We start from the raw sequence: 26,270 nt of genomic DNA, 5'->3' as shown, positions 1-26,270 counted from the left end.
GAAACGAATGTGGCTGCGCATTATACGGATAATGCGTGCTTATTCCTATCCTGATAAGGCCTCGAAAGCTATAATCCCCACCACTCTCCTTTAAAAACAGGAACGTCTATGATCCGCAGTATGACCGCCTACGCCCGGCGTGAAATCAAGGGTGAATGGGGTAGCGCCGCGTGGGAACTGCGCTCGGTAAACCAACGATATCTGGAAACCTATTTCCGTCTGCCGGAGCAGTTTCGTAGCCTGGAGCCTGTTGTACGCGAGCGTATTCGCTCCCGTCTGACCCGCGGTAAAGTCGAATGTACCCTGCGTTTTGAGCAGGATCCGAGCGCCCAGGGCGAGTTGATTCTCAACGAAAAACTGGCAAAGCAGCTAGTTAACGCCGCCAACTGGGTAAAAATGCAGAGCGACGAAGGCGAAATCAACCCGGTCGACATCCTGCGCTGGCCTGGCGTTATGTCTGCTCATGAGCAGGATCTGGACGCCATTGCCGCTGAAATTCTGAACGCGCTGAATGGCGCGCTGGATGACTTTATCGTCGCTCGCGAAACCGAAGGTCAGGCACTGAAGGCGCTTATCGAACAGCGGCTTGATGGCGTGACCGCCGAAGTGACCAAAGTGCGCGCCCATATGCCGGAAATCTTGCAATGGCAGCGTGAGCGTCTGGTCTCTAAGCTGGAAGACGCGGAAGTGCAGCTGGAAAACAACCGTCTGGAGCAGGAGCTGGTGCTCATGGCGCAGCGCATTGACGTCGCCGAAGAGCTGGATCGCCTGGAAGCACACGTCAAAGAGACGTGGAACATCCTGAAGAAGAAAGAAGCAGTCGGCCGCCGTCTCGACTTTATGATGCAGGAGTTTAACCGCGAATCAAACACGCTGGCGTCTAAATCCATTAATGCTGAAGTGACGAAATCTGCAATCGAGTTGAAAGTACTGATTGAGCAAATGCGCGAGCAGATCCAGAACATCGAGTAACATCGGGTTCTACCAACATTAAGGGCCAACACTCCGGCCCTTTTTTATTTTCAGCACATCTCAGAAGAAATACTTTTTATCCAACACCCGACAGGTTAAAAATGCCCCCGCCGCGCACAGCAGCATGGGAGCCAGATAGCTGTGACCCATATGGGTAAACTCCATCACCAGTACTACCGCCGTTAGCGGCATCTGCATAGATGCGGCAAGAAATGCCGCTGCGCCGACAAGAGCAAAACTGTTGTAATCCCCTCCGGGAAATATCTGCTGCCAGAGCATGCATAGCAGCAGGCTGCTCAGACCGCCTACCGCCAGCCCCGGCGTCAGTAGCCCGCCCTCCGCGCCTCCGCGCAGCACCGCCAGGATGACGACCATTTTTAACACCAACAGTATCGCCGCCCCAGGGAAACCCAACTCATCGCTGAGAGTCAGCTGCATAGGCCCTTTGCCATTTCCCGGAAGCTGGGGGAAATGGAGGCTCAGAACGGCAAGCAGGGAAAATGCCAGCAGGCAGAAAACCGGCATCTGCCAGTTCGTTCGAACGTGCGAGCGAGCAGTGCTGGTTGCTTTGCGAAAAAGCCAGGCCCCGGTACCAAGAATGGGCCCCGCGATAATCGCCCACCAGAGAAATGAATGCGGAAGCACGCCGGAAGTAAAATGGTATTGCGATTCATCACCCAGCCCCAATGTTGCCGTCCATGCAGCAATAGCCGACGTGATGATAGCCGCCAGCGTTTTTTCCCAGCTAAACGACAGCAGCATCACTTCAAGGCTAAACAACGCGCCCGCCAGAGGAACGTTATACACTGCCGCCAGGCCCGCTCCGGCACCACAGGCAATCAGCGTTCGGGTTTCATCCTCATAAAGCCCCATTTTACGCGCCACTATACCGGCCCCCAGCGCCCCCATTTCCCGCGGAGCAACCTCGCGTCCCAGGGGAGATCCCAGCGCAACGGTGACTATCTGCAACAGTGCATGGAGAGTCGTCGTCCCGGTAGGCATTGGCACAGAAGGTTTAGCCACAGCCGCCGCGATAGAAATCCGCTTCTGACCATAGCGCGCAAGCAGCCACCAGCCGAATCCTGCTATCGCACCACCTGCCACTATTGCCGTGATACGACGAGGCCAGGGCGAAGCCGTTACCCCCTGTAAAAATGACTCCGATCCGACGATCCGTTCAAGGCTATAGCCAAAAGCCAGGTGTTGAATCGCATGTAAAATCATCGCCAGAACCATACCTGATAGACCGGCCAGCACTCCCGTTAAAACAACGGCAATCAGGCGGGTCAGATAATTTTTATTGTCAGCGACTGTGGTCATTTTCTCAGGCCTTGAATAAGGAAAATAAAAGCATAAAGGTCGAGAGTTAAATATTAGGTATTCATAGCGTATCCAATATAGATACAGAATAACGCCTTAATCATTATTTTTTCTAATCTATATAATTTTAAAAATAACCAACAAACCCTATTTAAAAGGCAATAAAAACAACATATGCATTACTTTTTCCTGGCCAAACTCATTCACTTTAGAAAATCTCAATCGTGATCTTCCGCACAAATCGCTAACCTTTCGCCATCATTGTGGGGGAACTATGCTGCTTCATATTCTTTATTTAATTGGTATTACGGCGGAAGCGATGACCGGCGCACTGGCTGCAGGGCGCCGCCGTATGGATACGTTCGGCGTTATTATCATCGCAACCGCGACGGCCCTGGGCGGCGGTTCGGTGCGCGACATTCTGCTTGGCCACTACCCGCTGGGCTGGGTGCAACATCCTGAATACGTCATTATTGTCGCCGTCGCCGCGGTCCTGACTACCATCGCCGCACCGGTCATGCCGCATCTGCGCCGCCTGTTTTTGGTACTGGATGCCCTGGGCCTGGTAGTGTTCTCAATCATCGGCGCTCAGATCGCGCTGGATATGGGCGAAGGCCCGGTGATCGCCTCCATTGCCGCAGTGATAACCGGCGTCTTCGGCGGTGTACTGCGCGATATGTTCTGCAAGCGCATCCCGCTAGTGTTTCAGAAAGAGCTGTACGCTGGGGTCTCGTTCGCCGCCGCCGTTCTTTATATTGCCCTGCAGCACTACGTTAGCAGCCACGATGTAGTGGTTATTTCCACCCTGCTGTTCGGCTTTACCGCCCGCATGCTGGCACTGCGCTGGAAGCTGGGCCTCCCGGTCTTTCATTACAACCATAGCGCACATTAATTCTTTCAGAACCCTGCAATTCGTTGCCCGCTGAGCCACTTCGCCAGCGCGGCAACATCCGGGTTATGTAAAAAAGCCACTAGCTGCCGCGCCCTTTCTGCCCCAATTCCAGGTAAACGTCGCCACTGTTCTTCGTTTCGATCCTGTAACTGCTGCCAGTCGTCCTTCGCCATCTCTGAAAACGCTGTTTTTGGGATGGGTATCCCCATAGCCTGTATCCAGCGCAAAAAGGGCTGCTCACGCGCCAGATTAAACTGGTGCCACAACTGCTGCCCGCGCAGTGCAGATATTCCCGGAATTGTTTGCAGTTGCTCTGGTGTAAACGCCAGCCATGAAAAGAGATTATCCATGCGTCGGGCATCGTGTACAGTGCGCCACAATGTCTCTCCAGCGCCGTCAATATCAAGGATCGATCGGGATGAGAGCCAGACTAGTCGTGAGAGAAACTGCTCTGCGCACTCAGGGGTGGCGAAAAAACAGCTTAATGCATTGAAACGAGATGGAGGGGGCTGGGGTTTATTACGCTGAGCGGTACGCCAGACCACCGAATCGATGCGCGGTATACCCTGCCCGGCGAGGCTGATTTGCAGCTGATCGCCAATGCCGATATCAAGATTTTGCCAACGGGATACCGAGCCGACGCTCACCCGCTGCACGCGCTTATCATCCAGGTGCTGCGGCGTGAGCTGCGCTACCACGGCGATTTTACCGCTGCGCCCGATGCTAAAGCTGATACCGCGAACCTCCATAACCCGTGACGCGGGCGGATATTTCCACGCAATCACCCAATCAGCCTGCCCCGGCACCCAGAAACGCCCGGCTGACTCTTGCCCCTGGCGCACCACAACGCCATCAGTAGCAAAAGGCAGTGGTGAAGTGAACCAACGTTGACGCCACTGCCCAACCTGCTGCGCATTAGCAACAGAATGCGAAAAAAGTGCGCTATGAAGAAAGCCGCTCTGGCGCAACAACGCCTGGCGCTGATTCATATCTGCCGGGCCATCAGGCCATGCCCAGATAAACACGCCCAGCTTATCAAGCTCGGCCGCAACGTCCTGTCTCATCATCATGCCCGCGACTTTTGCCCGCGCGTTCATACCACCCATCTGCTTTTGCACATGCCCCGCGTTATGCAGGAACAGCTCGCCCTGTAACACGCTGTTAGCAAGTTCAGTACCAACCACCTTAGGTATGGAAGGGATCTGTAATACCCTGGCCGTCCAGTCCTCTCCCGCCAATCCGTTTCCCCGACTGATTGCCTGCGTCAAACGCCCTTGCCGATAGACCAGCGTAACCGCTACGCCATCCACTTTTGGCTGCACCCAGAGGTCGGTTTTGCCACGCATCCAGCGGGCAACGCTGGCTTCATCCGCCAGTTTACGCACGCCAGTGTGAGCAACCGGATGCCGGGCATTGCCCTTTAATGGCGGAAGTTCATCGTGAGCGGGGGGGTCACTGACAAAACAGCGTTGCCAGTAGGACAGTCGCGCCGCAAGCTGGTCGTAGACCTCATCGCTGACTACGCTCTTACCTTGATGCCAGTAAGCGTTTTTCCACTCGTTCATCTGCTGACTGAGACGTTTAATTTCCTGTTCAGCCCTGGTCTGTGACCACGTTGGGCAGGCTGCCTGCCCGTATCCCACCAACATCCATAACACCAGCCCCCAAATTCCCTTATGCATGGCGATGCCCTCCTGTTTTCTCGCAGCGCATTGTGCCGCAGGTTTATTTCCGTCAGCGATAAGGGATTTTTAACCCTGCGAGCAGGCATCCAGGTTTTCTACGTTATTTCTGCAACGCTCAGAGAAATCAGGGAAACAGCAAGCAAAATGAAAGAAACAGCGCAAAAAGTGTGACAGAGACTGCGTCACGCGGCGGCGGCGTGTATAATAGGCTCGTATGTAAGCTTTATTTCGACCACAACATACAAAAGACACTCATGGCTCAAGGCACGCTTTATATTGTTTCCGCCCCTAGCGGCGCGGGTAAATCCAGCCTGATTCAGGCTTTATTAAAAACCCAACCGTTGTACGACTCTCAGGTTTCTGTTTCGCATACCACACGCGCTCCGCGCCCGGGTGAAGTGCACGGTGAACACTATTTCTTTGTGGATCACGATGAATTCAGAACGATGATTGGCAGAGACGCTTTTCTTGAACATGCAGAAGTCTTTGGCAACTATTACGGCACCTCGCGCGAAACTATCGAGCAGGTACTGGCGACCGGCGTCGACGTCTTCCTCGATATCGACTGGCAGGGCGCGCAGCAAATCCGCAACAGAATGCCCGGCGCGCGCAGCATTTTTATTCTGCCGCCGTCAAAAGATGAGCTTGATCGTCGCCTGCGTGGCCGCGGTCAGGACAGCGAAGAGGTTATCGCGAAACGTATGGCGCAGGCAGTTGCAGAAATGAGCCATTACGCGGAATATGATTACCTTATTGTGAATGATGATTTTGATACCGCCTTAAGCGATTTGAAAATCATTATTCGCGCCGAACGTCTGCGCATGAGCCGCCAAAAGCAGCGACATGGCGCTTTAATCACCAAACTGTTGGCAGACTGAACCCACATTCAGTATCATGCCCAGTCATTTCTTCACCTGTGGAGCATTTTAAGTATGGCACGCGTAACTGTTCAGGACGCTGTAGAGAAAATTGGTAACCGTTTTGACCTGGTACTGGTCGCCGCGCGTCGCGCTCGTCAGATGCAGGTAGGCGGAAAGGATCCGCTGGTACCGGAAGAAAACGATAAAACTACCGTTATCGCACTGCGCGAAATCGAAGAAGGTCTGATCAACAACAAGATCCTCGACGTTCGTGAGCGCCAGGAACAGCAAGAGCAGGAAGCCGCTGAATTACAAGCCGTTACCGCTATTGCTGAAGGTCGTCGTTAATCACACAGCGGGTCGCCCTTGTATCTGTTTGAAAGCCTGAATCAGTTGATTCAAAACTACCTGCCCGAAGAGCAAATTAAACGTCTTCGGCAGGCTTATCTCGTTGCACGTGACGCTCACGAGGGCCAAACACGTTCAAGCGGTGAACCCTACATCACGCACCCGGTAGCGGTAGCCTGTATCCTGGCCGAGATGAAACTCGACCACGAAACGCTGATGGCCGCCCTACTGCACGACGTGATAGAAGATACCCCTGCCACCTACCAGGACATGGAACAGCTTTTTGGTAAAAGCGTTGCTGAGCTGGTAGAGGGGGTGTCAAAGCTTGATAAACTTAAGTTTCGCGATAAGAAAGAGGCTCAGGCCGAAAACTTTCGCAAAATGATTATGGCGATGGTGCAGGATATCCGCGTCATCCTCATCAAGCTTGCTGACCGTACCCATAACATGCGCACACTGGGCTCATTGCGCCCGGACAAACGCCGCCGCATCGCCCGCGAAACGCTGGAAATCTACAGTCCTCTGGCGCACCGTTTAGGTATTCATCACATCAAAACCGAGCTCGAAGAGCTGGGCTTTGAAGCGTTGTATCCTAACCGCTATCGCGTCATTAAAGAGGTCGTAAAAGCGGCGCGCGGCAACCGTAAAGAGATGATTCAAAAGATCCTCTCCGAAATCGAAGGGCGTTTGCAGGAAGCAGGGATCCCCTGTCGCGTTAGCGGTCGCGAAAAGCATTTGTACTCTATCTACTGCAAAATGGTGCTTAAAGAGCAGCGTTTTCACTCGATTATGGATATCTACGCCTTTCGCGTGATTGTTCATGATTCTGATACCTGCTACCGCGTGCTTGGCCAGATGCACAGCCTTTATAAGCCGCGCCCGGGTCGCGTCAAAGACTACATTGCCATTCCGAAGGCGAACGGCTATCAATCTTTGCACACCTCGATGATCGGCCCGCACGGCGTCCCGGTTGAGGTACAAATTCGTACCGAAGACATGGACCAGATGGCGGAGATGGGGGTTGCGGCGCACTGGGCTTATAAAGAGCACGGCGGCGAGAGCAGTACCACGGCGCAAATCCGCGCCCAGCGCTGGATGCAGAGCCTGCTGGAGCTCCAGCAGAGCGCTGGTAGTTCATTTGAATTCATTGAGAGCGTGAAATCCGATCTGTTCCCGGATGAGATTTACGTTTTCACCCCGGAAGGACGCATCGTCGAGCTACCCGCTGGCGCGACGCCGGTGGATTTCGCCTACGCGGTGCATACCGATATCGGCCATGCCTGCGTCGGCGCACGCGTCGACCGCCAGCCGTATCCGCTGTCGCAGTCGCTCTCCAGTGGCCAGACGGTGGAAATTATTACCGCGCCGGGCGCACGACCAAACGCCGCGTGGCTGAACTTTGTTGTCAGCTCGAAAGCGCGCGCCAAAATTCGCCAGTTACTGAAGAATCTCAAGCGTGACGACTCCGTAAGTCTCGGACGCCGCCTGCTCAACCACGCCCTCGGCGGCAGCCGTAAGCTGGCCGAAATTCCGCCAGAGAACATTCAGCGTGAACTTGAGCGCATGAAGCTGGCGACGCTTGACGATCTGCTGGCCGAAATCGGCCTCGGCAACGCGATGAGCGTCGTGGTAGCCAAAAACCTGCAGCAGGGTGAAACCACCGCCGTGCCTATACAGCCAACACCTATCGGTCATAATCATCTGCCAATTAAAGGCGCAGATGGCGTGCTGATTACGTTCGCCAAGTGCTGTCGTCCGATTCCCGGCGACCCCATCATTGCGCACGTCAGCCCTGGTAAAGGTTTGGTTATCCACCATGAATCCTGTCGTAACATTCGCGGTTATCAAAAAGAGCCGGAGAAATTTATGGCGGTCGAGTGGGATAAAGAGACGGCGCAGGAGTTTATCACCGAAATCAAGGTGGATATGTTTAACCACCAGGGTGCGCTGGCTAACCTGACGGCCGCGATCAACACCGCGTCCTCCAATATTCAAAGCCTGAATACGGAAGAAAAAGATGGCCGCGTTTACAGCGCCTTTATTCGCCTCACCGCGCGCGACCGTGTGCATCTGGCGAATATCATGCGCAAAATTCGCGTCATGCCGGATGTGATAAAAGTCACCCGTAACCGAAATTAGCTCTGACACAAAATCATTCGTATTGCATCACAAAACGCTTTAGCGTTTTGAACAGCGCTTGCGCTGGCCCCTAAGGGGTGAGGCTGCAAGCCGAATAATGCGGCAAGCGAATGACAAATCTGCCGGGAGTAGATTTGAACGCTGTTTGCAGCGGCCCAGGGATGGGCCGAGTAATCCGCAGCGACTAGAGAGATAATTTGAAGGATGAAGTGTAATGAATCCACAGCGTTATGCGCGTATTTGCGAGATGCTCGCCAGGCGTCAGCCTGATCTGACGGTCTGCATGGAGCAGGTCCACAAGCCTCATAACGTCTCTGCGGTCATTCGTACCGCAGATGCCGTTGGCGTGCATGAAGTGCACGCCATCTGGCCCGGCAGCCGCATGCGTACCATGGCCTCTGCGGCGGCTGGTAGCAACAGCTGGGTACAGGTTAAAACGCACAGCACCATTGGCGATGCAGTTACCCATTTGAAAGACCAAGGAATGCAAATCCTGGCAACGCATCTCTCCAGTAAAGCCGTTGATTTTCGTGAAATCGACTACACCCGCCCCACCTGTATTCTGATGGGTCAGGAAAAAACCGGTATTACTCAGGAAGCATTAGACCTGGCGGATCAGGACATCATCATTCCCATGATTGGCATGGTGCAATCGTTGAATGTCTCTGTCGCCTCAGCGCTGATTCTCTATGAAGCTCAGCGCCAGCGGCAAAATGCCGGTATGTACCTGCGTGAAAACAGCATGCTGCCGGAAGAAGACCAGCAGCGGCTGCTGTTTGAAGGCGGCTATCCGGTGCTGGCGCGGGTCGCGAAACGCAAAGGGCTGCCTTATCCCCACGTCAACGAGCAGGGTGAAGTCGAAGCCGATACCACATGGTGGTCCACGATGCAGGCCGCAGGATAAAATATATGCAAGGTCGCCTGTTAGATGCCATTCCCCTCAATACCCTAACCGGCGTTGGTGCGGCGCAGAGCAGCCGACTATCGAAAATCGGTCTGCATACGGTGCAGGATCTCCTCCTGCATCTTCCGCTGCGTTACGAAGACCGTACCCACCTGTACCAAATAGGCGAACTGTTACCCGGCGTGTACGCAACCGTTGAAGGCGAAGTCCTCAACTGCAACATCACTTTCGGCGGACGTCGGATGATGACCTGCCAGATTAGCGACGGCTCCGGCATCCTCACCATGCGCTTTTTCAACTTCAGCGCGGCAATGAAAAATAGCCTGACAACCGGGCGTCGCGTGCTGGCTTACGGCGAGGCGAAACGTGGTAAATACGGCGCGGAGATGATCCATCCGGAATACCGCGTGCAGGGCGATATGAGCACGCCTGATTTACAGGAAACGCTGACCCCGGTTTATCCCACCACTGAAGGCATCAAGCAGGCTACGCTGCGCAAGCTGACCGATCAGGCGCTCGAACTGCTTGAGACCTGCGCCATCACCGAACTGCTGCCACCTGAGCTGGCGCAGGGGATGATGAGCCTGCCGGAGGCACTGCACACGCTGCATCGCCCGCCACCCTCACTGCAGCTTAGTGAGCTGGAAAGCGGCAAGCACCCGGCGCAGCAGCGCTTAATTCTGGAAGAGCTGCTGGCGCATAATCTCAGCATGCTGGCGCTGCGAGCGGGAGCCCAGCGTTATCACGCTCTCGCACTCAGCGCGAACAACACGCTAAAAGACAAACTACTGGCATCACTGCCCTTTACGCCTACCGGCGCGCAGGCGCGCGTGACGGCAGAAATCGAGCGCGATATGGCTCTGGACGTGCCAATGATGCGCCTGGTGCAGGGGGATGTAGGTTCCGGTAAAACGCTGGTCGCCGCGCTTGCCGCCCTGCGCGCCATCGCCCACGGTAAGCAGGTCGCACTGATGGCACCCACCGAGCTGCTGGCTGAACAGCACGCCAATAACTTCCGCAGCTGGTTCGAACCGCTGGGCATTGAGGTTGGCTGGCTGGCCGGGAAACAAAAAGGTAAAGCGCGTCTGGCACAGCAGGAAGCTATCGCCAGCGGACAGGTGCAGATGATTGTCGGTACCCACGCTATCTTTCAGGAGCAGGTACAGTTTAACGGCCTCGCGCTGGTGATTATCGACGAACAACACCGTTTCGGCGTTCACCAACGCCTGGCGCTGTGGGAGAAAGGCCAGCAGCAGGGTTTTCACCCGCACCAGCTGATTATGACCGCCACCCCCATTCCTCGCACCCTGGCGATGACCGCTTATGCCGATCTCGACACCTCAGTTATCGATGAACTGCCGCCGGGTCGTACGCCGGTCACTACGGTGGCCATCCCCGATACCCGCCGCAGCGATATTATCGACCGCGTGCGTAACGCTTGTACCCACGAAGGCCGTCAGGCCTACTGGGTCTGTACGTTGATTGAAGAGTCAGACCTGCTGGAAGCCCAGGCCGCGGAAGCTACCTGGGAAGAACTGAAGCTCGCGCTGCCGGAGCTGAATATCGGCCTGGTGCACGGGCGCATGAAATCCGCCGATAAACAGGCAGTGATGAGCGCATTTAAGCAAGGTGAGCTACATCTTCTGGTCGCCACCACGGTTATCGAAGTCGGGGTGGACGTGCCCAATTCCAGCCTGATGATCATTGAAAACCCGGAACGTTTGGGGCTGGCGCAGCTACACCAGCTCAGGGGGCGCGTCGGGCGCGGCGCAGTAGCCTCCCATTGCGTACTGCTCTATAAATCGCCACTCTCGAAAACCGCTCAGAAACGATTACAGGTACTGCGCGACAGCAACGACGGCTTCGTTATTGCCCAGAAAGACCTCGAAATACGCGGTCCCGGCGAGCTGCTCGGCACCCGCCAGACCGGCAACGCTGAATTCAAAGTGGCGGATTTACTGCGCGACCAAGCCATGATTCCGGAAGTTCAGCGCATCGCGCGCCATATTCATGAACGTTACCCGCAGCAGGCCATTGCGCTTATCGAGCGCTGGATGCCGGAAACCGAACGCTATTCCAACGCGTAGCGCGAACGTCATCTCGCCACGCTGCGCATAATTTTTATTCAGATGAGTGGATTATGAAACGAGAACTGGCCATCGAATTTTCGCGCGTCACCGAAGCTGCCGCCCTGGCAGGCTATAAGTGGTTAGGCCGTGGTGATAAAAACACCGCCGACGGCGCCGCCGTCAACGCCATGCGCATTATGCTCAACCTGATCAACATTGACGGCACCATTGTCATTGGCGAAGGTGAAATCGATGAAGCGCCGATGCTGTACATTGGCGAACGTGTTGGTACCGGTAAAGGCGATGCGGTAGATATCGCCGTAGACCCCATCGAAGGCACTCGAATGACGGCCATGGGCCAGGCCAACGCGCTGGCGGTCATGGCGGTGGGCGATAAGGGCTGCTTCCTGAACGCGCCGGATATGTACATGGAAAAGCTGATTGTCGGTCCGGGCGCGAAAGGCGCTATTGATCTGAACCTACCGCTGGCGGAGAACCTGCATAACGTCGCCCGCGCGCTGAATAAACCGCTGAATGAATTAACGGTCACCATTTTAGCTAAGCCTCGTCACGACGACGTTATTGTTGAGCTGCAAAAACTGGGCGTGCGCGTGTTCGCCATCCCTGACGGCGACGTCGCGGCCTCCATTCTGACCTGTATGCCGGACAGCGAAGTAGACGTCATGTACGGCATCGGCGGCGCACCGGAAGGCGTTGTTTCTGCGGCAGTGATTCGCGCGCTGGATGGCGATATGAACGGCCGCCTACTGGCACGTCATCACGTTAAGGGCGACAGCGAAGAGAACCGCCGCATCGGTGAAAACGAGCTGGAACGCTGCCAGGCGATGGGTATCGAAGCGGGCAAAGTACTGCGTCTGGACGATATGGCGCGCAGCGACAACGTTGTTTTCTCCGCGACCGGGATCACCAAAGGCGACCTGCTGGACGGTATCACCCGTAAAGGCAATATGGCGACCACCGAAACGCTGCTGATCCGCGGAAAATCCCGCACCATCCGCCGCATTCAGTCGATTCATTATCTCGATCGTAAAGACCCGGATATCCAGCTGCACATCCTGTAAAACATTTGATCAATAGAGCTTTCCAGCCTTTTTGGGCTGGAAATCTTCTCTCGTCGCGGTGAAGATAAACTAATGAGATTGAGGGGAGAGACGCGATGGCAAACTGGGTTACAGGAAAAGTGGTAAAAGTACAAAACTGGACTGATGCACTGTTTAGCCTCACTGTTCACGCACCGGTTGATCCGTTCACCGCCGGGCAGTTTGCCAAACTGGGCCTCGATATTGACGGTGAACGCGTGCAACGGGCCTATTCCTACGTAAACGCCCCCAGCGATCCCGACCTTGAGTTCTATCTGGTGACGGTTCCAGAGGGCAAACTCAGCCCACGCCTGGCCGCACTGAAGCCGGGAGATGAAGTTCAGGTTGTCAGCGAGGCCGCCGGTTTCTTCGTGCTGGAAGAGGTGCCTGATTGCGATACGCTGTGGATGTTGGCCACCGGCACGGCAATTGGCCCGTACCTGTCGATTCTGGAAGAAGGGAAAGACCTGGATCGCTTCAAAAACCTGGTGCTGGTCCACGCCGCACGTTATGCCGCCGATCTCAGTTATCTGCCGCAGATGCAGGCGCTGGAACAACGCTATGCGGGCAAGCTGCGCATCCAGTCGGTCGTCAGTCGGGAAAGCGTACCGGGTATGCTGACAGGTCGTATTCCGTTCCTGATCGAAACCGGCGCGCTGGAAGAGGCCGTTGGTCTACCGATGAGCGCTGAAAGCAGCCACGTCATGCTATGCGGCAACCCACAGATGGTGCGCGATACCCAGCAGTTGCTCAAAGAAACCCGGCAGATGAGCAAACATCTGCGCCGCCGACCGGGCCATATGACCGCCGAGCACTACTGGTAATCAGGACTCAGCTTTCCAGCGTACGTCCAGGGTCTCTTTACCAAACTTATTTGCGCCCTGGGTGCCGACAAACGCGCCCAGGTCGATAAGCATCATGACGATAATCAGTGTCGGTATAAACCGCCCGACGCCCCACTGCCAGACGCCAGGCAGCATCGACCAGTTTCCCGCCAGCAGCATCCACGCCAGAATCATCAATAGCGCCCACAGGCCTGATTTACCACGATCGTGTAAACGTTTAATCGTGACCGCCGCCGTAGGCCACAGCAGGCATACCAGGATAAAAGCCGCAGTCTGCAAATTGAGAAGATTACTGCCAGCCAGCGTGAACAGCGCGCTCATGGTCATAATCCAGATGGCAATCCAAATCCAGAAATCACGACGCCCGATGCGCCCTTTAATTGAGAACAGCCACTGCTGTAGGGTCATATTTTATTCCTTATCATCATCACCTGCGTAGTTTACCCTGAAGGCGTGACTTTTTGACAAGCGTGGCGGTTCCCGTTTTAATCGTCAGCAGGCAAAAAAAGGAAGGACGGGCATGAAGAAGTGGGCAACCTTGTGTTTGATTGGGCTGACAGCGCTATCTGTCGGCCAAAAGGTGCTGTCCGCCGAATCTGATTCCGCCGCTACGGCTCCCTATGTTCTCTCCGGTGCGCCGGTCTTTGACATCTCGATCAGCGAGTTTCGGGAAAAATTTAATACCGATAACCCAAAGCTACCGCTTAATGAATTCCGTGCAATCTCCTCCAACCGCGATCGGGTAAACCTGACTCGCGCAGCCAGCAAAATCAACGAGAATCTTTACGCTTCTACTGCACTTGAGCGCGGAACGCTCAAAATTAAATCGATGCAGATTACCTGGCTACCGATTCAGGGGCCGCAGCAAAAAGCGGCAAAAGCCAAAGCGCAGGAGTATATGAGCGCCGTTATACGCGCTTTCGTACCGACGCTTAGCGCAGCGCAGAGCCAGCAGAAGCTGCAAAAACTGCTGACAGCCGGGAAAGGTAAACGTTACTTCACGGAAACCGAAGGCGCGGTGCGCTATGTGGTCGCGGACAACGGCGAAAAAGGGCTGACCTTCGCTGTTGAACCGATTAAGCTGGCGCTATCTGAAACGCTGGAAGGCAACAATAAATGACAAAAAGCAAAGCCTTTCCAGTGATGAATCTCTATACTGTTTCACAGACCATGCTGCCCCCGGGGGCGGCTATATTCCTTAATTCGCTTTGACGCGTGGAGAATAAAAATGCGACATCCTTTAGTGATGGGTAACTGGAAACTGAACGGCAGCCGCCACATGGTAAACGAACTGGTCGCAAACCTGCGTACCGAACTGGCTGGCGTGACCGGTTGTGCAGTTGCCATTGCTCCGCCTGAAATGTATATCGACCTGGCTAAACAAGCCGCTGCGGGCAGCCACATCCACCTGGGCGCGCAGAACGTTGACCTGAACCTGTCCGGCGCATTCACCGGTGAAACAAGCGCTGAAATGCTGAAAGACATCGGCGCTCAGTACATCATCATCGGCCACTCCGAGCGTCGTACCTACCACAAAGAGTCCGACGAGCTGATCGCTAAGAAATTCGCAGTACTGAAAGAACAGGGTCTGATCCCGGTTCTGTGCATCGGTGAAACCGAAGCAGAAAACGAAGCGGGCAAAACTGAAGAAGTTTGCGCACGTCAAATTGACGCCGTTCTGAAAACTCAGGGCGCAGCCGCATTCGAAGGCGTAGTTATCGCTTACGAACCAGTATGGGCGATCGGTACCGGCAAATCTGCGACTCCAGCTCAGGCTCAGGCGGTTCACAAATTCATCCGTGACCACATCGCTAAAGCTGATGCGAAAGTTGCTGAACAAGTGATCATCCAGTACGGCGGTTCCGTTAACGCAGGCAACGCAGCTGAGCTGTTCACCCAGCCGGACATCGACGGCGCGCTGGTTGGCGGTGCATCTCTGAAAGCAGACGCTTTCGCAGTGATCGTTAAAGCAGCAGAAGCGGCTAAAAACGCGTAATAGCCTTTAACAGGCACCTCCCCGGCGGCGCTTCGCAACCGGGGTTAATCGTCTGGTAGCCCGGACAAGGCGCGTTAAGCGCCGCCTCCGGGTTTTCTTATCCCGCTACAGTTTTCCCAACGCTTGATACCACAAATAATCCAGCGGTAGCAGAATTAAATAGCTCACCGCCGCCAGCGCAATACACAGCAGCATCCCCGCTCGAGCAGGTACTTTCCCCAGCCCCATCGCCACTACAATCGGTGACGCCTGATACGGCAGCAGCGGCGTGGAATATCCCAGCACCTGAATCATAATCACGCTCAACAGCGGAAAACCAGTAGCATCGGAGAAGCTCTGCGCGAAGGTGGTATACAGCGCCGGAACGCCGTTAGCAGTCATAATAAAGTTCAGCGCGCTGGTAATACCGGTCAATGCGAGGAAGCTGGTAAACGGACTCTCTTTATCCAGCGGCATAATATGCAGCAGCGCATTTCCCATCACGCTACCGATACCCGTCTGAGTGACAGTGATCGCCAGCCCAAGGATCCCGGCGACGTAAATACAGGTACGGATATTCACGCCGCTGGAAAACTCTTCGCCGTTGATAAAACCAACGCGCGGCAGAAGCGTTATCACCGCCGCCGCCAGGCCCGTCCAGGCTGGCCCCACGCCGTGCCAGCTCTCCGTCACCCACAGAGTCAGTACCACCGCTAACAGCCATGCAAGGCGCTTCTCATCATGGCTCATCGGCGGCAGCGGCGTCATGTCGCGCGGCGGATGCGGTTTACCGGGAAACAGCCAGCATATCAGCGCAATCAGTACCGCCCCTTTTAACCAACCGAGCACCGGCGTATGTAGAAGTAAATAGGGTACATAATTCAGATGGATGCCGTATGAACCTTCCGCCGCGCCGCTCATCACCAGATTCGGGACATTAGCTGGCAAAATGGTGGCCGACAGTTGGAAAGTACCGAATCCCACCGCCAGCGCCAGCCCATACCAACCGCGCGAACCATCCTCAATCCCCGCGCGTTTCGCCATGGCCGCCACAATCGGCATCAGCAGCGCAATGCGCCCCATATTTGAAGGCATAACAAAGGCCAGGGCATAGCTGAGCAGCACCACGCTGCCGACCATCAGCGGCCAGGAATCAGTCAGCCGTGACGAGAGCGAGCGGGCCGCCCTGTCCGCCAGCCCGGTTTTGCGAATAGCGATCCCCAGCACAAAACCGCTGAACACCAACCAGAAGGCTGATGAGGCAAAACCACCGAAGATAACCTCCGGCGGCGCGATTTTGGCGATCATCGCGGCGGCAAAAAACAGCAACGCGGTCATAAACTCCGGCAGCAGCGAAGTCGCCCAGAGCAGAATGGTGATGCCAACGATGATAGAAGGAAGGAACAGAGGATGGGACAACCAGAGCGACATACCTGTCTCCTGTCGATTTTTTCAGCAAGAATACGATGGACGGTAAGACAGGTAAATGCCAGATATAGTGGGGTTATCGCAGGATTGGAGCAGATAGATCAGTGATAATGAATTTCGCCAAAGTATTCAGACAGCACATAATAACGGCAATATTCAAACGGGCTATCGTGTCCAGCCTGAAATGTCTGTCTGGCGACGGATAACAGCGGTTTATTCGCGGCAATTTGCAATTTTTCACACAGGTCGGCGGAAGGTAAAATCGCCTCAACTTTTTCTATCGCCGAGTCGCTTGTGACGTTTAATAAAGAATAGAGCGACGTATGCTCCAGCGCCTGCGCCGTGAGTTCCAGGTCCGGGAAGAAGCTGAGATCGAGATAAATTTTCTCATGGTTAAATGGACGGTTATTCAGGCAACGAATACGCGAAATATAGAGATAGTGATGATGTGCAGGCAGGCTTAAACCATCAGCCTGAGCATCGCGCGCCCGGCGCGGCGCGATCTCCAGAATACGGTTTTCAATCGCCACGCTGGCGTCTTGTAGATCGCTGGTAATACCGCGAAACGTATGGCCGTAGCTCACACCTTCCGGCATGGAGCAGACTACCGAACCGCTCCCGCGCTGCGACGAAATAATCCCCGCATTAATCAGCTCGCTCCAGGCCTGTTTCACCACAATCAGCGAGACGTTATAGGTCCTGGCAATCTCTTTTTGCGTCGGCAACTGGCTGCCCAAAGGCAAAGACCCGTTCTGGATCTGCTGACAGATGATAAAAAATAGTTGCTTATAAAGCGGAGTAAAGCTCGTTTTATCAACCTGCAAACTGCGCACCTCACGTCTTCGCCAGCAGGGGACGTTTTACCGTCCCCGGCAGGGTGAATTCGCTACCCTGCGATTTGCCTGGCCAGTTCTGCCAAATCGAAATGATTCATACGATCCAAGGTCGTTAAATAATCGGCGGGAAAAGCCTCCACGCCATGGAATGCGCCGGAAATCGCCCCAACCATGGTGGCGACGGTATCAGTATCATTGCCGATATTAACGCCGGAGATAATAGCATCTACCGCAGAATTCGGACAACACGCGAACAGGCCAAAGGCCGCGGGCACCGCTTCACTCACGTGCAGCCCGGAGCCAATAATATCAGCAATGTCCACTATCGCGGTTTCCCAATGGCGATGACGTTTACCGATATCCACGGCCAGCTCAATGCGCCGGGCGACGGAAGGCCCGGCGACCATCATCGCCCCTTGCTCCTGCGCCAGAAGATAGCCTCTTTGCGCACCGTAGATACCGGCAGCAATGATACTGTCTGCGTCGGTCTGCGCTCTTAAAGCCTCGCTGGTTGCCGCCGCCATCGCCGCGGCGCCTGACATCGCCAGCACGTTGTTATGGGTAAATCGACAAATCTGCAACGCACATTGAATTGCCGCGTCGATATTACCAGGATGCAGCACCGCCGCTGGCCAAATCTTCATGGCCGCGCCGTTGGTTGCTTCCGCGTTACCTTTATTAATGATCTGTACCGACTGTTTTTCGCCTTCCAGCTCTCCCTGCAAAGAGGCGCGATTGTCGTTAAAGATCGCTTTCATCGCCGCGCGCGTCGTGGGCCCCGTAAAGTTGGCGTAGTAAGGATAATCCAGCCACTGCTGGAAGGCCTCGCGCATCGCTTCGTCGCTGACCTCACGCTGATGGCGCAGCAGCGCGTCCATAATGTACTTAGCCTGAATAAAATCATCCGTGCACATGCCCGCTTCATTGCAGCGGCCAAAAGTATCGGCTGGCGGTTTTTGAAAGGTCGTCACCCAGCCGCCAAAATAGTCTTTTATTTGCTGCTGGGTACGTACTTCCGTCGCCGCTCCCATCGCGTCCGCGGCGGCGGCGCCAACCAGGCATCCCAGTATTTTGTTTTGATCAACGTGCATGATGACTCCTTATTTCACGGTCATGGCTTGTGCCAGCGAATGGCTGGAAAGAAAAGTATTTAGCTGGTCGGGAAACGGCAGAGCGGTCATTGCCCCTTTTGCCGTCACCGCCATTGCGCCGCAGGCGTTGGCATTGCTGATGGCTTCCGCCAGCAGGGCATGATCCCAGCAATTTGCGCGGGCAAGGGTGAACAGCAGGCCGCCAACAAAAGCATCACCCGCGCCGGTGGTGTCGATGACCTCAACGTGAGGTGCCGGAAAACAAAACTCACCTTCAGGGTTAATCAACAGCGCGCCATCAGCGCCTAATGAGATGATGGTGGTGTCGCAGCCCAGATCGCGCAGGTAATAACGCGCATCCTGCCAGTGGCTGGCACCACTCAGTTGACACAACTCATCTGCCGAGACTTTGCAGATAGAAGCCAGCGCAGCGGACTGGGCGATCAGTTCAGGGATTTCATCGGTATCCCGCCACATTTTGCTGCGCAGATTGACGTCAAACAGTACGTAACCACCCGCTTCACGCATTCTTCTCGCTCCCTCAAGGCACGCCTCGCGAGCGGGTCTGTCGGTTAAGCCAATCGAGCTGAAGTAAAACCATTCATGCTCCCTGAACGGCGGCAGATCCTGCGGCGAGACGTAGGTATCGGCACCTGGATGCACCAGATAGGTAAAACTGCGTTCCCCGTCAGCCGTCAGGTTGACGATTAGCACCGCGCTGGTCAGGGCCGTATCCATGCGTAGAAAAGAGACATCCACGCCGTTATCCTGAAAAACCTGACGCAGGAAACGGCCGGCGTCATCGTCACCAAGACAACCGATAAAACCGCACTCTCCGCCCAGCCTGGCAACGCACACTCCCACGTTCGCCGATGCGCCGCCGGGGCATTTCAGGTAGCTATTCTGTTTTTCCGGCACCAGATCAACGGAGGCATCGCCGATAACCCAAACCTTATTCATGGCCTTCATTTACGCCTCCTTATGCCTGTTTCTGCGCCAGAGCGAGCTGAATATCACGATAATATTCGTTGTTAATCAGATACTTTTTCATAAGCAGCCCAACCGCAAGGTGGAACAGAGCGGGAATGAGCGTCATCATCAGCGCAATACCGGTGAGCGAACGCGCGGTTTGTTCAACATCGGCTTGATAGCCAAAGTGGCTCAGCAAGAATCCAAGTACGCCGCCAGCGATCCCCATACCAAACTTCTGAAAGAAGAGGATGCCGCCAAACGCGAGACCGGAAACGCGCAGACCGGTTTTCTTTTCTCCATAATCCACCGCTTCAGCGATAGAGGACCAGAACACCGGCATTTGCATGTCGCAGAAGAAATTAATGAGGAAATAGAATGTAAATGCCAGCACGAGATTTTCACGACCGACGAAGAAATACATCAGTGCACTCAGAACAAAAGTGACGAGCTGGGTATAGCGGAACATTTTAATTTTGTCCCAGAACTTGGTTATCCAGGTGGTAGCAATCATCGCCAGAATTGAAGCAATGACGCCGGTCGTCAGGAAGGGTGAAATCAAGCTGTCGCCGCCGTTCAGATAATACTTGGCGTAATAAGCCGCGACGGAACCGCGAATAACATAACCGCACATCAGTAGCAAAATAACAACGCCGAGAATAATCCACTGATCGTTACGTAACAGATACTTAAACTGCTTTCCTACTGATAACGACGTAATTTCCGGTTCGCTGCGTTCGCGAGTGGTGAGAAAACAGAAGATAAACAGCAGCGCACCCATCGCCCCCATTAATCCCATCGAAAACTGATAGCCCAAAGCCTTATTACCCTGCCCCAGCCAGACGGCAAGCATCGGTACCACAATAGTCACCAGGAAAGCGGCAATTTTGGTCATTACAAAGCGATAACCATTTGCGCTAAGTCGTTCGACAGGGTCGCTGGTAATCACGCCAATCATCGAAATATAGGGGATGGTGATGGCGGTATACACCAGGGTCATAAGAATATAGGTGCCATAGGCCCATGCCAGTTTGGCCATATAAGCCATATCCGGCGTAATAAACATCAAATAAACGGCGAAACCAAAAGGAATAGCAAACCACAGCAACCACGGGCGGTAACGCCCCCAGCGCGTATTCAGTTTATCGGTAAGAACCCCCATGGCCGGATCGATAATGGCATCAATCATCCGCACAACCACAAACAATACGCCAACATCAGCGGCGCTCAGGCCATAGATATCGGTATAGAAATAGGCGAGCAGCAGCTGCATGGCAATAATCACTACGTTTATTGCCATATCCCCTGCGCCGAAACCGATTTTTTCCACAATAGAAAGTTTCATGTTGATATTCCTTTACGCTTAGCAGCGCAAATCTGGTGAACAATTAATGATGTCACTACATGAAATAAAAACGTTTTTATAAATAAGCCATCCAGCAAACGGTCTGTGGTGGCTATGAGAAGAGTGTAACGACTCCCAAAAAGATATAAAGGTATACCTTTATATCTTTTGATCGATTTCACATAATTTTACGCACAGGATCTTACCCCGATTTCAAACCGGGATAAGAATCAACAAGATAATGGAAAGGAGAGTAGTGCGAAGAAAACTAGCGATCCGTCAAAATCGCGCAGTTATGATCCTGAATCTCTTCCGCCGATGCGCGATTGAGCGTCAGCAGGTTACGCTCGGTGGCCAGTAGCACCAGCGAGCCGTCGCTCTGCTTCGCCATCGCCATCGCAAAGCGGCCCATATGCTCACGCGCTTCCGGTACTTCTTCCGCCAGCATCAGAAAAGGACTGCGCTGCGCCAACTCCGTTTCAGTGACCCGGCGCGCCAGATATTCATGACCCATTAACCCGCCGGGCAGCGGCAACCAGCGACTGCTAATGACAGAGGCCTCTTTATCCAGTTGAGTGCGAACATCGGGCCGTAAGCAGGAGATATGGATATGGAAATGATTTTGCGTGCGCCCGCTACGCGAATTAATTGTCAATGAAACCGCATCATCCGATACGGCAGAGCCACGATGCTGGCTCATGATTTCACGCCCCTGCCAGGCCTGCCAGAAGAAATTTGGTGTCAGAGGGTCGAGCAGAAGAGGGCTTTCGGTGCCGTTAATACGATAAGTTGGCATCAGCAGATACTGCAGCGGGCCGTTGCGGTCTTTAAACAGGACATAGCCGCCCTTCAGATTCACTTCCGCACAGGGCGCGGGATTTTGATTCTGCTGTTGGTTGGGGACGCACTGTTGCAGAACAATTTTCCGCAACGCGTCAGGGTTGCCTGAATGGAGCCAGTAGTAGCCTCCGGCCACCGCCGCCAGAACCACCACCAGCAGCACCAATAAAAAGTATCGTACTCTTCGCATTATGTTTTCCTGTCTCAGCCGGAACTGGAAGAGTAGCGCAGTTTAATGACTAAATGAAAACAGGAAGAGGTACGGGATCTTTTTCCCGGAGGCGGCGCTTGACGCGCCTGTCCGGGCTACCTCTTATCCCCGGCTACCGGGGATAAGGAGAGGCTATTTAACGCTGGCTAATCTGGTCGAAGGTACCGCCGTTGGAGAAGTGTTCCTTCTGGGCTTTGGTCCAGCCGCCAAACTCTTCATCGATAGTGAACAGTTTCAGTTTCGGGAATTCATTGGCGTATTTTTTCGCCACATCCGGGTCACGTGGGCGATAGAAGTTCTTCGCCGCAATCTCCTGACCTTCCGGCGAGTAGAGATACTTCAGATAAGCGTCCGCCACCTGGCGAGTGCCTTTTTTATCGACCACTTTATCGACGACCGAAACGGTCGGTTCGGCCAGAATCGATTCGCTCGGGGTCACGATTTCAAATTTATCTTTGCCCAGTTCGTTTGTCGCCAGCAGCGCTTCGTTTTCCCAGGCAATCAACACGTCGCCGATCCCACGCTCTACGAAGGTATTGGTCGAGCCACGTGCGCCAGAATCCAGCACTTCGACGTTCTTAAACAGCGCTTTCACGAACTCCTGAGCCTTAGCCTGGTCGCCGTTGTTCTGGTGCAGAGCGTAGCCCCAGGCCGCCAGATAGTTCCAGCGTGCGCCACCGGAGCTTTTCGGGTTCGGCGTAATCACCGATACGCCCGGTTTAATCAGGTCGTTCCAGTCATGAATTTGTTTCGGATTGCCCTTACGCACCAGGAACACGATGGTAGAGGTATACGGCGCGGAGTTATCCGGCAGGCGTTTGAGCCAGTTTTTGTCGATCCGACCGCGTTCAGCAATCGCATCAACATCATAAGCCAGCGCAAGGGTTACCACATCGGCCTCAAGGCCGTTGATCACCGAGGTCGCCTGCTTGCCGGAGCCGCCGTGGGATTGACGAATCACCACGTTATCGCCGGTTTCCTGCTTCCAGTGCGCGCTAAACGCTTTGTTGTACTGTTCGTACAGCTCGCGCGTCGGATCATAAGAAACGTTTAATAGCTGAATGTCTTTTGCCAGAACGCTGGCGGATGCCAGCAACAGAGTTAACCCTACGCCCCACTTATTCATCGCACCGCTCTCTTTATGTCGTGTTGTGATGAATTAAGCGTGCCAGAAAGCGAACCAATGATTAAAGAATAAAAAAAGATTGGCTATAACTTGTGAGTATATATGACGAGGAGAATTTGCCCCCTCCCGGACGGGAGAGGGCGAGAAGCATTATACTTCTTCCATGCGGCCCAGCAGCGCCTGCAGACGATCCTGCCAGCCCTGCTGTTGTTCTTTCAGCTGACCGTTTTCACGCTCCAGCTCTTCACGACCGTGCTGTGCGCTTTGTACTTCCTGCGCCAGCGTGTTGTTCTTTTCTTTCAGCTCTTCGATTTCCATCTGTAACAGAGTGATGGTATCAATCGCCTGCTGGACTTTAGATTCTAATTTCTCAAACACTTCTAATGACATCGTCATACCTCTCCTGAACTTGCAAGGCGTTGATAGAAACCGTCCGTTTCGTATACGCGTTGACGCCTTAACGAAAATTAGCGCACTACCGTGGTGATGTAGTCGATTGTATGAAGCCCCGTCGCCCCTGTCCAGCGACAACCCGCGTAGATTGCGGTTTGCAACACTTTTCAGTCTTTACCTGGTCCGTTCGCCGCTTTTACCCGGTACTTTTTCGTAATTGTTAATCAATGCGTTAAAAAAATGAGCGGTGAAACGATCCCGCAAATGACCGAATACGCGTTTATGGCGCGAAAACGCTCATTTTCTTGACGTAGTACACACATTTGAATTTCGATATTTCTCGTTTTTGTTCGTTAACGATAAATTAACACTATGCCTACATGGCAGCGTGGTCGCCTGCGACCTTCATACATACAATAATCATCACTACGCTTCAGGATTCGATTATGAGCCAAACATCAACACTAAAAGGCCAGTGCATCGCAGAGTTCCTCGGTACCGGGTTGTTGATCTTTTTCGGCGTTGGGTGCGTCGCTGCACTTAAGGTCGCGGGAGCAAGCTTCGGTCAATGGGAAATCAGCATCATCTGGGGTCTGGGCGTCGCTATGGCGATTTACCTGACCGCAGGAGTTTCCGGTGCGCACCTTAACCCAGCGGTTACCATTGCGCTGTGGCTGTTCGCCTGCTTCGACGGGCGTAAAGTTGTTCCTTTTATCATTGCGCAATTCGCTGGCGCCTTTTGCGCTGCGGCTTTAGTTTACGGGCTTTATTACAATCTTTTCTTCGATTTCGAACATAGCCACAATATGGTGCGCGGTAGCGTCGAAAGTCTTGAGCTGGCTGGCATTTTCTCCACTTACCCGAACCCGCATATCAATTTTGTGCAGGCCTTCGCGGTAGAGATGGTGATTACCGCTATCCTGATGGGCGTCATTCTGGCGCTGACCGATGATGGCAACGGCGTGCCGCGCGGCCCGCTGGCACCGCTGCTGATTGGTCTGCTGATCGCCGTTATCGGCGCATCCATGGGCCCGCTGACCGGCTTCGCCATGAACCCGGCACGCGATCTCGGACCAAAAACCTTCGCCTGGCTTGCTGGCTGGGGTGATGTCGCCTTCACGGGTGGCAAAGATATTCCTTATTTCCTGGTGCCGCTGTGTGCGCCAATCGTCGGTGCTGCGCTAGGCGCATTCTGCTACCGCAAGCTGATTGGCCGTCACCTGCCTTGCGACACCTGCGTTGCCGAAGAGAAAGAAGCCTCATCCTCCTCTACAACGCAACACAACGCTTCGCTGTAATCTGACTACGGGACTCATACTATGACCGACAAAAAATATATCGTAGCGCTCGACCAGGGCACCACCAGCTCCCGCGCCGTTGTAATGGATCACGATGCCAATATCGTCAGCGTCTCTCAGCGAGAATTTGAACAAATTTATCCGAAGCCCGGCTGGGTTGAGCACGACCCGATGGAGATCTGGGCAACCCAAAGTTCCACGTTGGTAGAAGTGCTGGCAAAAGCCGATATCAGCTCCGATGAAATCGCGGCAATCGGCATCACCAACCAACGTGAAACCGCTATCGTGTGGGAGCGCGAAACCGGTAAACCGATTTATAACGCGATTGTCTGGCAGTGCCGCCGTACCGCTGAAATCTGCGAGCAGCTCAAGCGCGACGGCATGGAAGAGTACATCCGTAAGGCTACCGGCCTGGTGGTTGACCCCTACTTCTCCGGCACCAAAGTGAAGTGGATCCTTGACCACGTCGAAGGTGCGCGCGAGCGCGCAAAACGCGGCGAGCTGCTGTTCGGCACCGTGGACACCTGGCTTATCTGGAAAATGACCCAGGGGCGCGTGCACGTCACCGACTACACCAACGCCTCACGTACCATGCTGTTCAACATCCACGAGCTGGACTGGGACGACAAAATGCTCGACGCGCTGGATATCCCCCGCGCCATGTTGCCGGAAGTACGCAAGTCTTCCGAAGTGTACGGCCAGACCAATATCGGCGGTAAAGGCGGCACGCGTATTCCGATCGCCGGTATCGCGGGCGACCAGCAGGCGGCGCTGTTCGGCCAGCTATGCGTTAAAGAAGGGATGGCGAAAAATACCTACGGCACTGGCTGCTTCATGCTGATGAACACCGGCGAGAAAGCGGTGAAATCTGAAAACGGCCTGCTGACGACGATCGCCTGCGGCCCACGCGGCGAAGTGAACTATGCGCTGGAAGGTGCGGTGTTTATGGCAGGCGCTTCCATCCAGTGGCTGCGCGATGAGATGAAGCTAATTAGCGACGCGTTCGATTCCGAATATTTCGCAACTAAAGTGAAAGATACCAACGGCGTATACGTGGTCCCGGCATTTACTGGCCTCGGCGCACCGTACTGGGACCCGTACGCCCGCGGCGCAATCTTCGGCCTGACCCGCGGCGTGAACTCTAACCATATTATTCGCGCCACTCTGGAGTCGATCGCCTATCAGACCCGCGACGTGCTGGAAGCAATGCAGGCTGACTCAGGGATCCGTCTGCACGCTCTGCGCGTCGACGGTGGCGCGGTGGCCAACAACTTCCTGATGCAGTTCCAGTCCGATATTCTCGGCACCCGTGTAGAACGCCCTGAAGTGCGCGAAGTCACCGCGCTGGGTGCTGCCTATCTGGCCGGTCTGGCGGTGGGTTTCTGGCAGAATCTGGATGAGTTGCAGGAGAAAGCGGTTATCGAACGTGAATTCCGCCCGGGGATTGAAACTACCGAGCGTAACGTTCGCTACAGCGGCTGGAAGAAAGCGGTAAAACGCGCATTAGCGTGGGAAGAGCACGACGAAGCGTAAGGTGTGGAGGTATTCCCGGCTTGCGGCGTAAACGCCTTTAGCCGGGCTACCAAATCCAAAACCGCACGATCTTGTAGCCCGGACAGGTGCG

The 26,270-nt window shown here is 54.4% G+C and carries 24 protein-coding genes; 13 read left to right on the top strand and 11 right to left on the bottom strand.

The window, feature by feature from the left end; all coding sequences use genetic code 11:
- Positions 1-108 precede the first annotated feature (108 nt).
- Positions 109-972, top strand: a complete 864-nt coding sequence (locus tag DA718_RS00730; RefSeq protein WP_110276956.1) for a YicC/YloC family endoribonuclease — start codon at positions 109-111, stop codon at positions 970-972.
- A gap of 60 nt (positions 973-1,032) precedes the next feature.
- Here the strand turns inward: DA718_RS00730 and DA718_RS00725 are convergent, their stop codons facing one another.
- Entirely contained in the window at positions 1,033-2,292 is a 1,260-nt protein-coding gene (locus tag DA718_RS00725; RefSeq protein ID WP_112216032.1) for a chloride channel protein, read from the bottom strand.
- Positions 2,293-2,566: 274 nt separating this feature from the next.
- Between DA718_RS00725 and DA718_RS00720 the strand changes: the two genes are divergently transcribed.
- Positions 2,567-3,184 carry a trimeric intracellular cation channel family protein gene (locus DA718_RS00720; RefSeq protein WP_110276954.1) on the top strand — a complete coding sequence of 206 codons (618 nt, stop codon included), beginning with the start codon at positions 2,567-2,569 and terminating at the stop codon, positions 3,182-3,184.
- Positions 3,185-3,189: 5 nt separating this feature from the next.
- Here the strand turns inward: DA718_RS00720 and ligB are convergent, their stop codons facing one another.
- On the bottom strand, positions 3,190-4,866 hold the full coding sequence (gene ligB, locus DA718_RS00715) for an NAD-dependent DNA ligase LigB (RefSeq protein WP_112216033.1): 1,677 nt from the start codon (positions 4,864-4,866) through the stop codon (positions 3,190-3,192).
- A 257-nt stretch (positions 4,867-5,123) separates the two neighbouring features.
- On the opposite strand from ligB, the gene gmk reads away from it, so the two are divergent.
- The 7 genes from gmk (at position 5,124) to fpr (ending at position 13,113) form a co-directional block, all read left to right on the top strand.
- Positions 5,124-5,747, top strand: a complete 624-nt coding sequence (gene gmk, locus DA718_RS00705; RefSeq protein ID WP_112216035.1) for a guanylate kinase — start codon at positions 5,124-5,126, stop codon at positions 5,745-5,747.
- A 54-nt stretch (positions 5,748-5,801) separates the two neighbouring features.
- Positions 5,802-6,077 (top strand): DNA-directed RNA polymerase subunit omega, encoded by a 276-nt coding sequence (gene rpoZ / locus DA718_RS00700; protein ID WP_004106927.1) that lies wholly within the window; start codon positions 5,802-5,804, stop codon positions 6,075-6,077.
- Between the two features lie 18 nt (positions 6,078-6,095).
- Positions 6,096-8,216 carry a bifunctional GTP diphosphokinase/guanosine-3',5'-bis pyrophosphate 3'-pyrophosphohydrolase gene (gene spoT / locus DA718_RS00695; RefSeq protein ID WP_112216036.1) on the top strand — a complete coding sequence of 707 codons (2,121 nt, stop codon included), beginning with the start codon at positions 6,096-6,098 and terminating at the stop codon, positions 8,214-8,216.
- Between the two features lie 214 nt (positions 8,217-8,430).
- Positions 8,431-9,120, top strand: a complete 690-nt coding sequence (gene trmH / locus DA718_RS00690; protein WP_112216037.1) for a tRNA (guanosine(18)-2'-O)-methyltransferase TrmH — start codon at positions 8,431-8,433, stop codon at positions 9,118-9,120.
- 5 nt (positions 9,121-9,125) lie between these two features.
- Positions 9,126-11,207 (top strand): ATP-dependent DNA helicase RecG, encoded by a 2,082-nt coding sequence (recG, locus tag DA718_RS00685; RefSeq protein WP_112216038.1) that lies wholly within the window; start codon positions 9,126-9,128, stop codon positions 11,205-11,207.
- Between the two features lie 53 nt (positions 11,208-11,260).
- Positions 11,261-12,271 carry a class II fructose-bisphosphatase gene (gene glpX, locus DA718_RS00680; protein ID WP_112216040.1) on the top strand — a complete coding sequence of 337 codons (1,011 nt, stop codon included), beginning with the start codon at positions 11,261-11,263 and terminating at the stop codon, positions 12,269-12,271.
- 95 nt (positions 12,272-12,366) lie between these two features.
- Positions 12,367-13,113: a ferredoxin--NADP(+) reductase gene (gene fpr, locus DA718_RS00675; RefSeq protein WP_112216041.1), complete on the top strand. Its 747-nt coding sequence runs from the start codon at positions 12,367-12,369 to the stop codon at positions 13,111-13,113.
- Here the strand turns inward: fpr and DA718_RS00670 are convergent, their stop codons facing one another.
- Positions 13,114-13,542 (bottom strand): DUF805 domain-containing protein, encoded by a 429-nt coding sequence (locus DA718_RS00670; RefSeq protein WP_004126694.1) that lies wholly within the window; start codon positions 13,540-13,542, stop codon positions 13,114-13,116. It abuts the gene before it with no gap.
- A 112-nt stretch (positions 13,543-13,654) separates the two neighbouring features.
- Between DA718_RS00670 and DA718_RS00665 the strand changes: the two genes are divergently transcribed.
- On the top strand, positions 13,655-14,254 hold the full coding sequence (locus DA718_RS00665) for a DUF1454 family protein (protein ID WP_112216043.1): 600 nt from the start codon (positions 13,655-13,657) through the stop codon (positions 14,252-14,254).
- Between the two features lie 108 nt (positions 14,255-14,362).
- A complete protein-coding gene (gene tpiA, locus DA718_RS00660) occupies positions 14,363-15,130 on the top strand; it encodes a triose-phosphate isomerase (protein ID WP_112216044.1) in 768 nt (255 codons plus the stop codon).
- A gap of 105 nt (positions 15,131-15,235) precedes the next feature.
- Here the strand turns inward: tpiA and DA718_RS00655 are convergent, their stop codons facing one another.
- The 8 genes from DA718_RS00655 to zapB form a co-directional block, all read right to left on the bottom strand.
- Entirely contained in the window at positions 15,236-16,540 is a 1,305-nt protein-coding gene (locus DA718_RS00655; RefSeq protein WP_112216045.1) for an SLC13 family permease, read from the bottom strand.
- Between the two features lie 98 nt (positions 16,541-16,638).
- The gene (locus DA718_RS00650) at positions 16,639-17,361 is read right to left on the bottom strand and encodes a GntR family transcriptional regulator (protein WP_112216046.1); all 723 of its coding nucleotides are present in this window, start codon (positions 17,359-17,361) and stop codon (positions 16,639-16,641) included.
- Positions 17,362-17,423: 62 nt separating this feature from the next.
- Entirely contained in the window at positions 17,424-18,464 is a 1,041-nt protein-coding gene (locus DA718_RS00645) for an ADP-ribosylglycohydrolase family protein (RefSeq protein ID WP_112216047.1), read from the bottom strand.
- Between the two features lie 9 nt (positions 18,465-18,473).
- Positions 18,474-19,433 (bottom strand): aminoimidazole riboside kinase, encoded by a 960-nt coding sequence (locus DA718_RS00640; RefSeq protein WP_112216048.1) that lies wholly within the window; start codon positions 19,431-19,433, stop codon positions 18,474-18,476.
- 10 nt (positions 19,434-19,443) lie between these two features.
- Complete coding sequence (locus tag DA718_RS00635; protein ID WP_112216049.1) at positions 19,444-20,778, bottom strand: MFS transporter; 1,335 nt, start codon at positions 20,776-20,778, stop codon at positions 19,444-19,446.
- A 268-nt stretch (positions 20,779-21,046) separates the two neighbouring features.
- Positions 21,047-21,808: a CDP-diacylglycerol diphosphatase gene (locus DA718_RS00630; RefSeq protein WP_112216050.1), complete on the bottom strand. Its 762-nt coding sequence runs from the start codon at positions 21,806-21,808 to the stop codon at positions 21,047-21,049.
- Positions 21,809-21,965: 157 nt separating this feature from the next.
- The gene (locus DA718_RS00625; protein WP_112216051.1) at positions 21,966-22,955 is read right to left on the bottom strand and encodes a sulfate ABC transporter substrate-binding protein; all 990 of its coding nucleotides are present in this window, start codon (positions 22,953-22,955) and stop codon (positions 21,966-21,968) included.
- Between the two features lie 150 nt (positions 22,956-23,105).
- Positions 23,106-23,351 carry a septal ring assembly protein ZapB gene (zapB, locus tag DA718_RS00620; RefSeq protein WP_110276935.1) on the bottom strand — a complete coding sequence of 82 codons (246 nt, stop codon included), beginning with the start codon at positions 23,349-23,351 and terminating at the stop codon, positions 23,106-23,108.
- Positions 23,352-23,794: 443 nt separating this feature from the next.
- Here zapB and DA718_RS00615 point away from each other — a divergent pair, with 443 nt between their 5' ends.
- Positions 23,795-24,646 carry an MIP/aquaporin family protein gene (locus tag DA718_RS00615; RefSeq protein ID WP_112216052.1) on the top strand — a complete coding sequence of 284 codons (852 nt, stop codon included), beginning with the start codon at positions 23,795-23,797 and terminating at the stop codon, positions 24,644-24,646.
- Positions 24,647-24,667: 21 nt separating this feature from the next.
- Positions 24,668-26,179 carry a glycerol kinase GlpK gene (gene glpK, locus DA718_RS00610; RefSeq protein ID WP_110276933.1) on the top strand — a complete coding sequence of 504 codons (1,512 nt, stop codon included), beginning with the start codon at positions 24,668-24,670 and terminating at the stop codon, positions 26,177-26,179.
- Positions 26,180-26,270 lie beyond the last annotated feature (91 nt).

Source organism: Klebsiella huaxiensis (genome assembly GCF_003261575.2).
GTDB classification, from domain to species: domain Bacteria; phylum Pseudomonadota; class Gammaproteobacteria; order Enterobacterales; family Enterobacteriaceae; genus Klebsiella; species Klebsiella huaxiensis.
The sequence above is the reverse complement of the archived record's forward strand: the minus strand, read 5'-3'. Positions and strand labels throughout refer to the sequence as shown.